Here is a 15,762-nt window from a genome sequence, read left to right as displayed (position 1 = left end):
CGATAGTTCAGTTACCGACGGGACTGAGCTCGTCACCGAAGTCGAGGGCGATCTTCCGCAGTCCTTCTGCCAGCTCGTCGCGGTCGAGGGCGTCGATCCGTCCGGCCGGTCCCGAGACCGACATCGCGGCCACCACGCGCTCCCCGTCCAGCACGGGGACGGCCAGGCAGTGCACGTCGAGCTCCTCCTCGCCCAGGTCCATCGCGTAGCCGCGGGCCTTGACCGCGCCCAGCTCGGCCAGCATGGCGGGCAGGTCGGTGATCGTGTTGGGGGTGCGGCGCGGCATGCCGGTGCGTTCGAACACGGCCATCGCCTCGGCGGCGGGCCGCCCGGCGAGCAGCACCTTGCCCACCGCCGTGCTGTGCGGCAGCACCCGCCGCCCGACCTCGGCGAACATGCGCAGCCTGCGCGGCGAGGGCACCTGCGCCACGTAGACGATGAAGTCGCCTTCGAGCACGGCCAGGTTCGCCGTCTCGCCGGACAGCTCCACCATCTTGGCCAGGTACGGCTGCGCCCACACGCCGACCATGCTCTCCGCGATGCCGCCCAGCCGCACCAGCCCGCCGCCAAGCGCGTAACGCCGGTCGGATTCCTGACGCACGTAGCCGCGGGCGAGCAGCGTGCGCAGCAGCCGGTGAATGGTCCCGTACGGCAGCCCGGTCCTGGCGGCGATCTCCGACAGCGCCGCCTCACCCCCGTGCTCGGCCAGGGCCTCCAGCACGTCGAGCGCCCGCTCGACCGACTGGACGCTCACAGGCCCACCCCGCGCAGCGAGGCGTCCAGCACCTCGGCCGTGTGCGCCACCCTGATCTCCCCGCCCGCGCGGCGCGTCGCCGCGGCGATCTGCATCGTGCAGCCGGGGTTGGCCGACACCAGCAGCTGCGCGCCGGTCGTCCCGACCGCCTTGGCCTTCCTGTCGCCGAGGTCGCGGGCGGCCTGCGGCTGCAGCAGGTTGTACGTCCCCGCCGACCCGCAGCAGATGGCCGACTCGGGGATCTCGCGCAGCTCCAGCTCGGGGATCGCGCCCAGCAGCTCGCGCGGCTGCGACCGCACGCTCTGGGCGTGGGCCAGGTGACAGGCGTCGTGGTAGGCGACCGTGACGGGCAGCGGATGCCGCTTGGCCACGGGACCCAGTTCGGCCAGGTATTCCGACAGGTCCATCACCCGGAACCCCGGCTCGCGCCCGAGCAACTCGGCGTACTCCTTCATCGACGAGCCGCAGCCGGCCGCGTTCACCACGACGGTGTCGACGCCGGCCCGCTCGAACACCCGCACCGTCCTGCTCGCCAGCCGCCTGGCCTGCCCGTCGAGCCCCGAGTGCACGCTGAGCGCCCCGCAGCAGCCCTGGCCGCGCGGGATGACCACGTCGCAGCCCTCCAGCGCCAGCACCCGCGCCGTGGCCGCGTTGACCTGCGGGAAGAACTCACCCTGCACGCACCCGGTGAGCATCCCGACCACGGCCCTGCGCTCGCCCCTGGCCCGCACCACGCGCGGCATGCGCTGGCGGTGCTCCACGCGCGGCGCGAGCGCGGCCATGGCGCCCAGGCTGGGGTGCGCCCGGGCCAGGAACGGCGCCATCCGCTCCGCCAGCCACATTCCAGGACGCAGCAGCCGCAGCCGGCGCGGGTAGGGGAACAGGCTGAACACCAGGCCGCGCACGGCCCGCTCGCGCGGCTCGCGTACGTGCTGCCGTTCCACCTCGACCCTCGTCTGCTCGATCAGCCGGTCGTAGCGCACGCCCGAGGGACAGGCCGTCACGCACGCCATGCAGCCGAGGCAGGCGTCGAAGTGCCCGGCCATCTCCGGCGTCATGGGCGTGCCCTCGACGTGCTGCTTCATCAGATGGATCCGGCCGCGCGGCGAGTCCATCTCCTCGCCCCACAGCGCGTACGTGGGGCACGTCGGCAGGCAGAACCCGCAGTGCACGCAGTCGTTGATCAGCTCGGGATCCAAGCTCATGGCCGCACTCCCTTCCCCCCTCGCCGTCGCATCAGATGCCTCCCACGAACCGTCCGGGAGACATCCTGCGCCCGGGATCGAAGCGTTCCTTGACCCGCCGCATCAGCGGCAGCCCGCTCACATGCCCCCACCGGTCCACGCCCGCGTACGGCGCCGCGAGCACGCTCGCCCGCCCGCCGGCCGCCTCCACCTTCTCGCGCAGCCCCGACACCGTCGCGGCCACTTCGTCCTCGTTCAGCTCGCGTCCCGGCTCCAGCAGCACGCGCCCGGCCACGGGAGAGCCGCGCAGCGACAGCCCGCACCCGGCCGCCGCGTCCAGCACGGCCGCCGTGCCCGAAGCCGGGAACCGCACCTCCACCAGCACCTCGTCACCGAAGACCTGCCCCCACCACGAGGGCGGATCGGCGCTCACCGACCCAGTGCCGATCAGCTCGCGCAGCGCCTCCGCTCTGGTCCGCGCGGCCGTGCCCTCGACGAGCGCGGCCAGCGTGAGCGGCCCCGTGGGATCGGGCCGGTCCACCTCCACCGCGCTGGGCTCGGCCTGCGAGGCGGCCAGCGCCGCGGCGACCGCCGGGACCCGGGCGCGGCCCAGCTCGGCGACGACCCAGCGGCGCTCGGGGGGCGTCGGGTGCAGACGGAACGTGGCCTCGGCGATGACTCCCAGGGTGCCGTACGAGCCGGTGAAGAGCTTGCCGAGGTCGTAGCCCGCGACGTTCTTGACCACCTTGCCGCCGGACCTGGCGACGGTGCCGTCGGGGAGCACGACCGTGATGCCGATGAGCAGGTCGCGGGCGGTGCCGTAGCGGAACGCGCGCGGCCCCGGCAGCGGGGCGGCCAGGGTGCCGCCGACCGTCGCGTCCTCGCAGAACGGCACGTCCAGGGCCAGCTCCTGCCCCTCGCCGGCGAGGGCCGCGTACAGGCCCGCCATCGTCACCCCGGCCTGGGCGCGCACGACCAGGTCGCCGGCGGCGTGCTCCAGCACCTCGTTCATGCAGCACAGGTCGAGCAGGACGTCGCAGCGCTCGGGCGGGGGAGCCCAGTGCAGCTTCGTGCCGCCGCCGGCGGGCACCACCGCGAGGTCGCGCTCGGCGCAGGCGCGCAGGACGGCGGCGATCTCCTCGACGGTCTCGGGCAGCGCGACCCAGCGCGGCCGCACGCCGCACACGGCGTCGTCGTCGCCGGCCTGCCTGGTCGTCACCTCGCCGAACACGAACGCCCCCTCACAGTTGATCGGCCTTTCCCGACTCGACCAGCGGATGCACGCCCTTGCGCACGCCCGGCACCTCGCCGCACAACCTCGGGGTGGGGAAGACCTTGCCCGGGTTCGCCAGGCCCTGGGGGTCGAACGCGCACCGGACGAGCTGCATCGTGTCCAGGTCGTCCGCGCTGAACATCTTCGGCATATATCGGGATTTGTCGACGCCGACGCCGTGCTCGCCCGTGATCGAGCCGCCGTGCTCGATGCACAGGTCCAGGATCGCGCCGGAGACCACCTCGGCCCGCTCGCCCGCCCCCGGATCCCCGTCGTCGAACAGCACCAGCGGATGCAGGTTGCCGTCGCCCGCGTGGAAGACGTTGGCCACCTTGATGTCGTGCTCCGCCGAGAGCCGGTCGATGGCGGCCAGCACGGCGGGCAGCGACGTACGCGGCACCACGCCGTCCTGGACGATGTAGGCCGGGCTGATCCGCCCCACCGCGGCGAACGCCGACTTGCGGCCCTTCCAGATCGCCGCCCGCTCCGCCGGATCGGCCGCCACCCGCAGCTCGAACGCCGCCGAGCAGATCTCCTCAAGCTGGGCGAACTGCCGCTCCACCTCGGCGGCGGGACCGTCCAGCTCGACGATCAGCACGGCGCCCGCGCCCTCGGGGTAGGAGCAGGCCACCGCCGCCTCGGCCGCCTCGATGGCCAGCGCGTCCATCATCTCGATCGCGGCCGGCACGATGCCCGCCCCGATGATCGCCGAGACGGCCTGCCCGCCCTGCTCGATGCTCTCGAACGCGGCCAGCACCGTGGTCACGGCCTCCGGCGCGCGGCAGAGCCGTACCGTGATCTTGGTGGCGATGCCCAGCGTGCCCTCCGAGCCGATGAACGCGCCCAGCAGGTCGTAGCCGGGGTCCATGCGGTCGAGAGTGACCAGGTCGCCGTCCGGGGTGACGATCTCGCACGCTTCGACGTGGTTGACCGTGAAGCCGTACTTGAGGCAGTGGGCGCCGCCCGAGTTCTCCGCCACGTTGCCACCGATCGAGCAGATCTGCTGGCTGGAGGGATCGGGCGCGTAGTAGTAGCCGCGGTCGCGCACGGCCTCGGTGATCGCCAGGTTGGTGACGCCCGGCTCCACGACGGCCCTGCGGTCGGCGAGGTCGATCTCCAGGATCGCGCGCATCCTGGAGGTGACGATCAGCACGCCGTCCTCGCGGGGGAGCGCGCCGCCCGACAGGCCCGTGCCCGAGCCCCTGGCCACGAACGGCACGCCGAAGTCGTTGCAGAGCCGCACCACCCGGGCGACCTGCTCGGCCGTGTCCGGAAGCACGACCACGCCGGGGGTCGCCCGGTGATAGGTGAGGCCGTCGCACTCGTAGGTGCGCAGGCGTACCGGATCGGTGATCACCGAGTCGTGGGGCAGCAGCGAGCGGAGAGCCGCTATCAGGGTGTCCATCACCGATCCCCCTTCTTATGGCATTTGAGCATAGGCCGGAAGCGTCAGGAACTCTGCGAAGTCGTCGTCCAGCGCCACTTCCTTGAACAGCTCGGTCGCCTGCCCGAACAGCTTCTCGTCGTAGCCGGGCTCCTGCGCGATCTTGGCCAGCTCCTCGGAGATGATCCGCTCGACCAGCTCCTTGGTCACCTGCGCGCCGGTGTCGGCCAGCGTGATGTCGTTGTGGATCCACTGCCAGATCTGCGAGCGCGAGATCTCGGCCGTGGCCGCGTCCTCCATGAGGTTGTGGATGGCCACCGCGCCCAGCCCACCCATCCAGGCGGCCAGGTAACGCAGCGCCACGTCCACGTTGTTGCGCAGCCCCGCCTCGGTGATCTCGCCCGGCGTCTCGGAGACGGCCAGCAGCTCGGCCGCCGACACGCTGACGTCCGCGCGCAGCCGGTCGAGCTGGTTGGCCCGCGAGCCGAGCACGCCGTCGAACACCTCACGGCAGACCGGCACCAGGTCGGGGTGCGCCACCCACGACCCGTCGAACCCGTCGTTGGACTCGCGCGTCTTGTCCGCCCGCACCTTCTCCAGCGCGACGGCGTTGACCTCGGGGTCCCTGCGCGAGGGGATGAACGCCGCCATCCCGCCGATGGCGTGCGCGCCGCGCTTGTGGCAGGTGCGCACGAGCAGCTCGGTGTACGCGCGCATGAACGGCGCCGTCATCGTCACCGCGTTCCGCTCGGGCAGCAGGAACTCGCGCCCCCTGGTGCGGAACTTCTTGATCACGCTGAACAGGTAGTCCCAGCGGCCCGCGTTGAGCCCGGCCGAGTGGTCGCGCAGCTCGTAGAGGATCTCCTCCATCTCGAACGCAGCCGGGTAGGTCTCGATGAGCACGGTCGCCCTGATCGTGCCGTACGGGATGCCGAGCAACTCCTCGGCCCTGGTGAACACGTCGTTCCAGAGCCGGGCCTCCAGGTGCGACTCGATCTTGGGCAGGTAGAAGTACGGGCCCCTGCCCTTGTCGATCTGCCGCTGGGCGCAGTGGAAGAAGTAGAGCGCGAAGTCGAACAGCGACCCCGAGACCGGCTGCCCGTCCACCAGGGCGTGCTTCTCGTCGAGGTGCCAGCCGCGCGGCCGGACCACGACCGTGGCCAGCTCGGCGTCGGGCCGCAGCGCGTACGACTTGCCCCCGGTCTCGAAGTCGATCGTGCGGTCGAGCGCGTCGCGCAGGTTGAGGTGGCCGGCCACGCAGTTCTCCCAGAGCGGGGAGTTGGCGTCCTCGAAGTCGGCCAGCCACACCTTGGCGCCGGAGTTGAGCGCGTTGATGGTCATCTTCTTGTCGACCGGGCCGGTGATCTCCACCCGGCGGTCCTCCAGGCCGGGCGCGGGGGCGGCGACCTGCCAGTCGGCCTCCCTGATCTCCTTGGTCTCCGGCAGGAAGCCGAGCATGCCGCCCGCCGACAGCTCCGCCTGGCGCGCCTGGCGGGCCTCAAGGAGCTCCAGCCGCCTGGCGCCGAACTCCCGCTGGAGCGCCGCCACGAAGGCGAGCGCCTTCGGCGTGAGGATCTCGTCGAACCGGTCGAGCATCGGGCCGGTGATCTCCATCAGGACGCCTTTCCGCAGTGTGGAAAATCGATTCTGGATTGTGGAAGTGAAGTTACTCCCCTGGTGTCCGGGGGTCAAAGGTTGGGGTTCCCCCCGGGGGATCCCCGATGTGTGCCGGACCCGGACGCGACAGGATTTCCGCCATGAAGACGATGGCGATCGCGGGCGGCCTGCTGGCCTCCGCCTTCTTGATGGCGGGTTGCGGACTCCAGAGCCTGGGCGGGCCCAGCAGTGAGGACACGGCCTCGTACGAGGTGAAGGACAAGGTCTCCACGCTCCGGCTGGAGAGCGACGCGGGCGACGCCGTGATCACCGAGACCGACGGCACCACCGTGCGCGTGGTCGAGAAGCTGCGCTGGCGCGGCGACGACAAGCCCGTCCCCGAGCACAAGGTCGAGGGCGGCTCGCTGTTCCTGTCCTACAAGTGCCCGTCGAACTGGGGGAGCTGCAGCGTCGACTACAAGATCGAGATCCCCAAGGGGCTGTCCGCCGACCTGGAGAGCGGCTCAGGCACCCTGACCCTCAGGGCGCTGACCGGCCCGCTCGACCTGCGGGTCGGCTCCGGCGACGTGGACGCGGCCGGCCTGGGCGGCAAGAAGGTGCTGGCCACGGCCGGCTCGGGCAACATCGAGCTGAAGTACGTCTCCGTCCCCGACAGCGTGGAGCTGGAGGTCGGGTCGGGCGACATCACGCTCAACGTCCCCGACGGCGCCTACGATGTGAAGAGCGAGGTGGGCTCCGGCGACACCGACATCTCGGTCAAGAAAGACAACTCCTCGCCGCACAAGATCTCGCTGACGGCGGGTTCCGGCGACATCACCGTCGCGGCCTCTTGACAGGGCCGGGGCGCACCTGGATAACCAGGTGATTGCGCCGCGGGTGTCATGCCACCATCGTGGGAAGACATCGGGGTGTCCAGACGTTCCCTCATAGAGATGACACGAATGCACGAATACACCGCGCTCGACGAGTTCGAGACCGGCGACATGGACCTCGAGGAGCGCCAGGCGCTGCGCCGCGTGGCGGGCCTCTCCACCGAACTCCAGGATGTCTCCGAGGTCGAGTACCGGAAGCTGCGGCTCGAGCGGGTCGTCCTCGTCGGCGTCTGGACCTCGGGCACGGCCGAGGACGCCGACAACTCCCTTCTCGAGCTCAAGCTCTTGGCCGAGACGGCCGGATCCCAGGTGCTCGAAGGGCTCGTCCAGCGCCGCCAGAAGCCCGACCCGGCCACCTACATCGGCTCGGGCAAGGCCCTGGAGGTGCGCGACGTGGTCGACTCCACCGGCGCCGACACCGTGATCTGCGACGGCGAGCTGACCCCCGGCCAGCTCCGCCAGCTCGAAGAGATCGTCAAGGTCAAGGTGATCGACCGGACCGCGCTGATCCTCGACATCTTCGCCCAGCACGCCAAGAGCCGTGAGGGCAAGGCACAGGTCGAGCTGGCCCAGCTGTCCTACCTGCTGCCGCGCCTGCGCGGCTGGGGCGGCAACCTGTCCCGCCAGGTCGGCGGTCGCGCCGCGGGCGGCGTCGGCATCGGCGGCCGCGGCCCCGGTGAGACCAAGATCGAGCTGGACCGCCGGCGCATCCGCGAGCGCATGTCCAAGCTGCGCCGCCAGATCGGCGGCATGTCCACCTCCCGCGACACCATGCGCAACCGCCGCCAGCGGCGCGAGGTCCCGGCCGTGGCCATCGCCGGCTACACCAACGCCGGCAAGTCCTCGCTGCTCAACCGCGTCACCGGCGCGGGCGTGCTGGTGGAGGACGCGCTGTTCGCCACGCTCGACCCGACCGTGCGCAGGGCGCGCACGCCGGAGGGCCGGCTGTTCACCATCGCCGACACCGTCGGCTTCGTCCGGCACCTGCCCCACCAGCTCGTCGAGGCGTTCCGCTCGACGCTGGAGGAGGTCGCCGACGCCGACCTGATCCTGCACGTGGTCGACGGCTCGCACCCCGACCCCGAGGGGCAGCTGGCGGCCGTGCGCGAGGTGTTCGCCGACATCGAGGGCGCCTCCGAGGTGCCCGAGATCGTGGTGATCAACAAGGCCGACGCCGCCGACCGGGAGGTGCTCGACCGGATCGCCAGGCGCGAACGCGACAGCATCGTGGTGTCGGCGCGCACGGGCAAGGGAATCGGCGAGCTGATGGCGCTGATCGAGGAGCGGCTGCCGCGGCTCGACCACGAGGTGCAGCTGCTGGTGCCGTACGACAGGGGAGACCTGATCTCGCGGGCCCACAAGGAGGGCGAGGTGCTCTCGGTGGACCACGTGGGCGACGGGACCGTGCTGCACGCGCGGGTGCTGCCCAGTCTGGCGCAGGAGCTGGAGAAGGTGGGCAAGCCGGTGGAGCACGTCTCCTAGGCTCTGCCTGGGCTTCTTGGGGATGCCTACGCGGCGGAAGGGCGTCCGGCGAGGGCGGTTGCCTCCGCGCTGATGGGCGCTCGTAGAGGCCGTGAACACTGGAGAACAGATTCACCATGCCGAGGGTCTTCCTGGCATGGTGGATCTGTTCTCGCCGCAAAGCGCGCAGACTTGCCCAAAAGCGGCAGTGGTCCCCGAACCCTGGGATTGCTAGGATTGGCCAGACCTAACTTTGGTCTGGATTTGGGTTCGGTTCTGAGTTTCGGATGAGGGTCGTGCGCGTTCGAGTCGTCAGCGGGAGCCCTGGGGACGCGGTAGGGCTGCGTGACGATTGGGATGAGTGGTCTTTCTTCCGAATAACCCTGTACAGCAGCCCAACATGTGAAATAACGTAACTGAACTGAAATCGCCGGATCATGCCCCCGGCGATACGGTCACCGCACCAACGAGGTGCGGAAAAGAGCAGGAGACCCCCCATGTCGTCCGGACCCGGAGCGGACTCAGTGGGCGCGGCCCAGGCCGTGCGCTGGGCTCTGCGCTCATGCGGTGGGCCGTGCTGGGTGGTGATGCGGTGACCGTTCGACTGCTGACCAACATCGGCCGCCTCTGGACCGGCAACGAGGTCCTGAGCAACGCCGCCATCCTGGTGCACAACGACCGCATCGCGTGGGTCGGGCGCGCGCCCGATCTGCCGCAGAGCGTTCCCGGGGTCGTCGACGACATCGTCGACGTCGACCACGTCGAAAACCTGGGCGGCGCCCTGGTCACGCCCGGCCTGATCGACGCCCACACGCACCCCGTCTACGCCGGCAACCGCTACGCCGAGCTGGCGATCCGCACCGGCGGCTCCACGTCCGCCTCGATCACCGCGGCGGGCGGCGGCGTGGGCTCCACCGTCACCGTGACCCGCGGCACCGACCCGTGGACCCTGTGCAACGGCGTACGCGAGCGGCTGCGTGGCTGGCTGCTCAGCGGCACCACGACCGTCGAGGCCAAGACCGGCTACCACCTCACCCGCGACGGCGAGCTCGCCGACGTGCGGCTCCTGCGTGAGCTGGAGAAGGAGCCGATGATGCCGCGGGTGCACGTCACGTTCCTGGCCGCGCACGTGGTGCCGCCCGAATACTTCGGCAGGCAGCGCGAGTACGTCGAGGCCGTGGGCGCCTGGTGCGCCGACGCGGCCGCGGCCGGCGCCGACAGCGTCGACGTCTACTGCGACGAGGGCTACTTCACCACCGAGGAGTCCCGCTGGGTCCTCGCCTCCGGCCGCAACGTGGGCCTGCTGCCGCGCATCCACGCCGGCCAGTACAGCCGCCGCGGCGCCGTCCAGCTGGCCGCCGAGCTCGGCTGCGCGTCGGCTGACGGCCTGCACCACATGTCCGACGAGGACATCGCCATCATGTCCCGCTACGGCGTCCCCGCCGTCGTCTGCCCCGCCACCGCCCTGCAGCGCGGCCACCTCCCGCCGGTCCGCCAGATGATCAAGCACGGCGTCCAGATCGCGCTCGGCAGCGACCACAACCCCGGCTACTGCGGCATCACCTCGATGTCCCTGGTGATCGCCATGGCGGTGTCGGCGTTCGGCATGAGCGTCAACGACGCCCTCCGCGCCGCCACCCTCGGCGGAGCCACCGTCCTCGGCGCCCCCGACCGCGGCGTCCTCGCGCCCGGCCGGCTGGCCGACATCGTCCAGTGGGACGCCGACCACGAGGGCGCCTTCGCCTGGTCCTTCGGGCTGAAGCCGCGGCGGGTGTGGCGGGGTGGGACGCCGGTCCAGTAGTCAGGGTCCGGACATGTCACCCTGGATCGCCATCGTCACAGATTCCACAGCCTGCCTTGGGGACGAACCCAACATAACCATCGTCCCCATCCAGGTCCTCCCCCGCCACGGCACCCCCTTCGCCCCTCCTCCCACGCCCGGCCCTCCCACGCCCGGCCCTCCCACAACGTCCCGTCGCCCTGCAGCGCGGCCGACTACGCTCGGCTCTTCCACTGCCGGCCCTCCCACCGCGTCCGGCCTTCCCACCGCGTCCGGCTCTACCGCCGCGTCCGGCACCACATCGGCCCTGGAGTCGCCGCCTGTCGAGCCGGCCGCCACATCAGCCCTTGGACCGTCTGTCACGGCCGCACCCACCTCAATGGGCGGCCCAATGGGTTGCCGTATAGGTAGCGACGCCTTGAGAGACGCCTCAGCCGACGAGGGGCCGATTCGGGACGCCCACGTAGGTGGGGCGGGACCGTCTGGAGCCGCCTGCCCCGGCGACGGGCCGTTTGGTGAGTCCTTGCCCGTCAGGGGATCGTCTGGGAACGCCTACCCCGGCGCGAGCCCACCGAGGAGCAGCTCCACCGCCGAAGTACCGCCAGAAGCGTCACCGGACGCCTCACCAGAAGCGTCACCAGTCGCTTCACCAGAAGCGCAGTCAGAAGTGCCGGCAGAAGCATCCTCAGAAGTGGTGTCGTCAGACGAGAACCCCTCCATCGGAGACCTCACAGACGCGACCACCTCCCGGCCTTCCCCCACCCGCTTCGCCTCCTGCTACGCCGAGCTGGCCGCCGCCGGCGCCACGGCCATCGTCTCGATCCACGTCTCCGCCGAACTGTCCGGCACCATAGACTCCGCCCGAGCCGCAGCACGGGAAGCACCCGTACCCGTAGAGGTGATCGACAGCCGCTCGATCGCCATGGGCCTGGGATACCCCGTCCTGGCCGCCGCCCGTACCGCCGAGAGCGGGGGCACCCTGGACGAGGTGGCAGCGGCCGCACACCGCTGCCTACAAACCACGCAATCGTTCTTCTACGTGGACAACCTCGACTACCTCCGCCGCAGCGGCCGAATCGGCACGGCAGCCTCCCTCGTAGGCTCCGCCCTCATGATCAAGCCCTTGCTCCACATCGTGGACGGCCGCATCTCCCTCCTGGAGAAGGTCCGCACGGCCTCACGCGCCACCGCCCGCCTCGAAGACCTGGCCGTGCACGCGGCGGGACCGGGCCCCGTACGGATCGCCGTACAACACCTGAACGCGAGCGAACGAGCCGAAGCGTTGGCGGAACGCCTCCCGAAACGCCTGCCAGGCGCGATGGACCTCCGGGTAGTGGAGGTAGGCGCGGAGCTCGGCATCCATGTGGGCCCCGGCTTCCTCGGCCTCACCGTAACACCAGCAGACGGATAACGATCCCGCCCCCGGCACGTCATCCACAGCCGGCCCCTCCCCACCCACCACTATCCACAGAACGCCGTTCGGCCCCATCATCACGACCACCCACCCCATACCGTCGCCGACGTGCGAACCCCCGATCCGAAGGCAGAGCGCGCCATAGCCGAAGCCCGGCTACGGTCGATCACCACCCCTGCCCGCCGTCCCCGCCACCTCATCGGCAGACCTCCCTGGGGCATGCGAAAGCCCCCCGGATCCCGGGAACCCACCCCCGCCCCCACGACCGCACCCCGCGCGAAACCACAGCAGGTAAGCCCAAGCCCGGAGCCGGGTGAGCGGGCATCCACACGGACGACCGCGCAACGAGCAGCACCCGCACCCGTCCCCCGCTATCACGTTGAGCCCGGCTTCGACCGTGACCGCGGACACCGCTTCGACCTCGATCCCGGCCACAGCCCTGCCCCCACTCGCAGCCGTGCACCCGTTCACAACTACGACGTTGATCCCGGCCCCGGCCCCGGCCCCGGCCCCGGCCCCGGCCCCGGCCCCGGCCCCGGACACCGCCTCGGCTTCGGTTCCGGTCACAGGTCGGCACCTGCTCGCAGTCCTGCACCGGTCGCCAACTACGACGCCGGCCATGGTTCTGACCCTGACCACAGCATCAGCTCCAGCCGTAGCCCTCGCCGGGTTCCCCGTCCTCCCTACTCCTACGCCACCGCCAACCCCTCCACTGCCGCCGCCGGCCCCTCCTCCACCGCAGCCGATCTATCCACCTCTACCACTTTCACCACCGCCACGGCCTTCTCAACCACCGCCCCCACGTCCGCAGCCCCAATGGTTGCGGGCGCCGCGCCCCTGGCCCTCGCACCTTCCCTCACCTCTGCGACTCCCTCGACCTCCACGACGCCAGGGGCCTCGACCTCTACACCCACAAGCCCGCTCACCGCCGACGCGCCCAGGTCCTCTAATTCACCTACGGTCGGCACGCCCACGACCTCTGACCCGCCTACCGCCGTCCCATCCCCGCCCAGGACCACCAACCCACCCACCTCCGGTACGCCCACCTCCTCCCCAGCCGCCCTCCCCCCTCCCTCATTGCGATCACTTCGAGAGTTGCTCGCCTCCAAGAGCTCCACCCTCGATCCGGGCAAACCAGGTCTCCGTGTCCTCCTCGCCATCGGCGCACTCGCAGTCGCCGCAGCCGCCTTCTTCGTCTGGCGCTCGAACCCGTCACCCCAACCCCTCGCAGTCCCCACCCCGATCACCCCCAACACGTCGATCACCCCCTTGACCCAATCCCCCTCCGCCAAAGTGACCGTCCACGTCGCAGGCAAGATCCGTAAGCCCGGCGTCTATCTGCTCCCCTCAGGCGCCCGAGTGACGGACGCGGTGACAGCCGCGGGCGGCGTGACGCGCGGCGCCTCGACCGGGCCGCTCAACCTGGCCAGACGTCTGATTGACGGCGAGCAGATAGTGGTGGGCGCCACCTCGCCCCAGACACCCCTCGGCCCCGGTTCCCCTGTCACGGACCCGGCCACCGCCATCCTGGACCTGAACTCCGCCACCACCGACCAACTCGAACAACTCCCAGGAGTCGGAGAAGTCCTGGCCGCACGCATCTTCGAGTTCCGTACCAGCCGGGGCGGCTTCACCTCGGTCGAGCAACTCCGCGAAGTCAGCGGCATTGGCCCCAGAAAGTTCGCCGAGATCAAGCCGAAGGTCCGCGTCTGACATGCCCAGAAAACGCACCGCGGACAGCCAGAAAGACCCCATCACCGTCCCCCGCGAACACACCTGGCCCCTCGCCGTGCCCGCCCTGGCCGCCTGGGCCACCGCCCTGATCCTGCCCGCCTGCTCTGCCCTCACCGGCATGATCGTCGCCACAGCCGCAGCCGTGGCGGCCATCGTGCTGCTCCGCCTCACCCGATTCGCAGACGGACAAGCCGCCAGACGCACCGCATGGCGAAACGTCACCATAGCCACCCTCATCTGCACGGCAGCAGCCTCGGCCTCCGTCGCTTTCAGAGTCCACGCCCTCACCACAGGCCCAGCAGCCCAACTCGCGGCGGCGAACGCCTTCGTCACCGCCCAGATCGCCCTGACCGACGACCCCAAACGCCGCCCGGACAAGAGCGGACACTTCCAGCCCGTCGGCTACGTGATCTCCGCTGACCTCAAGACCATCCGAACCGGCGCCACCACGCAAGCAGTCAACGTCCCCATCACCGTCTTCGCCACCGGCCAAGCCTGGGGCCCACTCCTGCCCACCCAGCACGTGGAAGTCACCGGCCGCCTGGCCAAACCGATCCCAGGCTCCCTGATAGCCGCGACTCTCCTGGTCCGAGGCCCGCCAAGAGTGCTGACCCAGCCCTCAGGGCTCCAGACGGCAGCGGGCGCGCTCAGGTCGGGCCTGCGATCGGCCGCCGACGTCCTCCCGCCCGACCAGCGCGGCCTTCTCCCGGGCCTCGTCGTCGGCGACGTCTCCCGCATGGACCCGCAGGTGACCGCCGACTTCAAGGAAGCGGGCCTCAGCCACCTGAATGCGGTATCCGGGGCAAATTTGGCGATAGTCGCAGGCGCCACACTCGCGATCTCCCGCGTCATCGGCCTCTCCTTGCCGCTGAGGGCCATATTCGCCGCAGTCGCGATGCTCGCGTTCGCCATCGTCGCCCGCCCGTCCCCGAGCGTCCTGCGCGCCCTCCTGATGGGCCTGGCAGCAGCCATAGCGATGGGTACGGGCCGTTCGAAGGACGGCTTCGCGGCCCTGACCGCAACCGTCCTCTTCCTGATCCTCTTCGCCCCCGAACTCGCCCGCTCCTACGGCTTCGCCCTCTCGGTAACCGCCACCGCCGGCATCCTCATCCTGGCCCCTCGCTGGCGAGACAAGCTAACCGGAACAACCAGGGAAATCCCTCCACCAAGAACTGAGCCCCACCCTCATCCGGCCCACCTCCATCACGACCACGCCCATCACGACCACGCCCATCACGACCACGCCCATCAGGACTTCCCTGATCGTGACTACGCCGATCGCGACCACACCGATTGCGACCGCACCCACCGCCTCAGCGCCGACCCACTTGACCTCTATCGCCCCAGCCCGTATCCCCTCAACCCGGACCACTCCCAATCGGGCCACCTCGGCAGCGACCACTCCGACCTCAACCGGTTCGCCGCAGACCATCCCAGCCCTGACAGCTCCTGCTTGCATCGCCACGGTTCGGGCCACTCGGATTCCGGCCGCCTCGACCCTGACCGCTGCAACGCCGACCGCTTCTGCTCCGGACACCATGTCGTTGACCGCTGTGAGCCTGTCCGCCGTGGCCCTGACGTCTACGACCCGAATACGCCCGCTCCCGATCGCCGCAACGTTGACGACCCCAGCCCGCGCCACACGCGTCTGCGCGACTCAGACCCGCATGGCTCGGACCCGCATGGCTCGGACCCGCATGGCTCGGACCCGCATGGCTCGGACCCGCATGGCTCAGACCCGCATGGCTCAGAGTCCAGGCACCAAGGCCCTGATTCTGGGTTCTCGTGGCGGGTTCCACGCTGGATGGCTGAGGCTGTTGCCGTTCCGGCGGCCGCTCAGCTGGCGGTGACACCTGTCCTGGTACTGATGGCGGGCCAGCTGACCCCAGTAGCCGTGATCGCCAACCTGCTCGTCGCCCCGGCCGTGGCTCCCGCCACCCTGCTCGGCTTCGGCGCCGCTCTGGTGGCCCCCGTCTGGCCGGACGGTGCGAGGCTGCTGGTGATCCCGGCCGGATACGCGGTCGGCTGGATCACCACGGTAGCCCGCTGGGCGGTGAACCTGCCGTTCGCCAACATCCCGTGGCCCGCCGGCCTAACGGGTCTCGGCCTGCTCCTGCTCGTGCTGCTCGTGGCGGTCTTTCTCCTGCGACGTCGCGCCTGGCGGGCGATGGCCCTCACAGCGGCCGGTGCCGCACTTCTGACGGTGCTGGTGATCCGGCCCATCACCGGACCCTGGCCGCCGAGGAACTGGCTGATGGTCATGTGTGACGTGGGTTAGGGCGACGGCCT

At 70.5% G+C, this 15,762-nt stretch carries 12 protein-coding genes; 6 read left to right on the top strand and 6 right to left on the bottom strand.

Translation table 11 applies throughout. From position 1 onward, the window contains the following. Nucleotides 1–7: 7 nt before the first annotated feature. Genes ABFX54_RS25520 through aceB form a run of 5 tightly spaced genes read right to left on the bottom strand, consistent with a single transcriptional unit; the run spans nucleotide 8 to nucleotide 6,209 of the window. Nucleotides 8–754, bottom strand: coding sequence for an IclR family transcriptional regulator (locus ABFX54_RS25520; protein WP_346108723.1), 747 nt, complete (start codon nucleotides 752–754; stop codon nucleotides 8–10). Continuing rightward, nucleotides 751–1,959 carry a (Fe-S)-binding protein gene (locus ABFX54_RS25515; protein WP_346108721.1) on the bottom strand — a complete coding sequence of 403 codons (1,209 nt, stop codon included), beginning with the start codon at nucleotides 1,957–1,959 and terminating at the stop codon, nucleotides 751–753. The genes ABFX54_RS25520 and ABFX54_RS25515 overlap by 4 nt, the downstream gene beginning before the upstream one ends. A 31-nt stretch (nucleotides 1,960–1,990) precedes the next feature. Further along, nucleotides 1,991–3,169 carry an FAD-binding oxidoreductase gene (locus ABFX54_RS25510; RefSeq protein ID WP_346108719.1) on the bottom strand — a complete coding sequence of 393 codons (1,179 nt, stop codon included), beginning with the start codon at nucleotides 3,167–3,169 and terminating at the stop codon, nucleotides 1,991–1,993. 10 nt (nucleotides 3,170–3,179) lie between these two features. After that, on the bottom strand, nucleotides 3,180–4,616 hold the full coding sequence (locus tag ABFX54_RS25505; RefSeq protein WP_346108717.1) for an FAD-linked oxidase C-terminal domain-containing protein: 1,437 nt from the start codon (nucleotides 4,614–4,616) through the stop codon (nucleotides 3,180–3,182). A gap of 15 nt (nucleotides 4,617–4,631) precedes the next feature. Beyond that, complete coding sequence (gene aceB, locus ABFX54_RS25500) at nucleotides 4,632–6,209, bottom strand: malate synthase A (RefSeq protein WP_346108716.1); 1,578 nt, start codon at nucleotides 6,207–6,209, stop codon at nucleotides 4,632–4,634. A gap of 143 nt (nucleotides 6,210–6,352) precedes the next feature. On the opposite strand from aceB, the gene ABFX54_RS25495 reads away from it, so the two are divergent. The 4 genes from ABFX54_RS25495 to ABFX54_RS25480 all read left to right on the top strand — a co-directional run bounded on the left by ABFX54_RS25495 (nucleotide 6,353) and on the right by ABFX54_RS25480 (nucleotide 11,736). Then, nucleotides 6,353–7,045 (top strand): DUF4097 family beta strand repeat-containing protein, encoded by a 693-nt coding sequence (locus ABFX54_RS25495; RefSeq protein WP_346108715.1) that lies wholly within the window; start codon nucleotides 6,353–6,355, stop codon nucleotides 7,043–7,045. 108 nt (nucleotides 7,046–7,153) lie between these two features. Then, nucleotides 7,154–8,566 (top strand): GTPase HflX, encoded by a 1,413-nt coding sequence (hflX, locus tag ABFX54_RS25490; protein WP_346108799.1) that lies wholly within the window; start codon nucleotides 7,154–7,156, stop codon nucleotides 8,564–8,566. A gap of 571 nt (nucleotides 8,567–9,137) precedes the next feature. Next, nucleotides 9,138–10,346, top strand: coding sequence for an imidazolonepropionase (gene hutI / locus ABFX54_RS25485; RefSeq protein WP_103953925.1), 1,209 nt, complete (start codon nucleotides 9,138–9,140; stop codon nucleotides 10,344–10,346). Nucleotides 10,347–11,019: 673 nt separating this feature from the next. Continuing rightward, on the top strand, nucleotides 11,020–11,736 hold the full coding sequence (locus ABFX54_RS25480; protein ID WP_346108713.1) for a DegV family protein: 717 nt from the start codon (nucleotides 11,020–11,022) through the stop codon (nucleotides 11,734–11,736). A gap of 692 nt (nucleotides 11,737–12,428) precedes the next feature. On the opposite strand, the gene ABFX54_RS25475 is transcribed toward ABFX54_RS25480, so the two are convergent. Then, nucleotides 12,429–13,004, bottom strand: a complete 576-nt coding sequence (locus ABFX54_RS25475; protein WP_346108711.1) for a hypothetical protein — start codon at nucleotides 13,002–13,004, stop codon at nucleotides 12,429–12,431. 28 nt (nucleotides 13,005–13,032) lie between these two features. Here ABFX54_RS25475 and ABFX54_RS25470 point away from each other — a divergent pair, with 28 nt between their 5' ends. Both ABFX54_RS25470 and ABFX54_RS25465 read left to right on the top strand, forming a co-directional pair. Then, nucleotides 13,033–13,452 carry a ComEA family DNA-binding protein gene (locus tag ABFX54_RS25470; protein WP_346108709.1) on the top strand — a complete coding sequence of 140 codons (420 nt, stop codon included), beginning with the start codon at nucleotides 13,033–13,035 and terminating at the stop codon, nucleotides 13,450–13,452. Between the two features lies 1 nt (nucleotide 13,453). Further along, a complete protein-coding gene (locus ABFX54_RS25465) occupies nucleotides 13,454–15,751 on the top strand; it encodes a ComEC/Rec2 family competence protein (protein WP_346108708.1) in 2,298 nt (765 codons plus the stop codon). The last annotated feature ends 11 nt before the right edge of the window (nucleotides 15,752–15,762 follow it).

It is taken from the genome of Nonomuraea maheshkhaliensis, assembly GCF_039529435.1.
GTDB lineage: Bacteria > Actinomycetota > Actinomycetes > Streptosporangiales > Streptosporangiaceae > Nonomuraea > Nonomuraea maheshkhaliensis.
The sequence above is the reverse complement of the archived record's forward strand: the minus strand, read 5'-3'. Positions and strand labels throughout refer to the sequence as shown.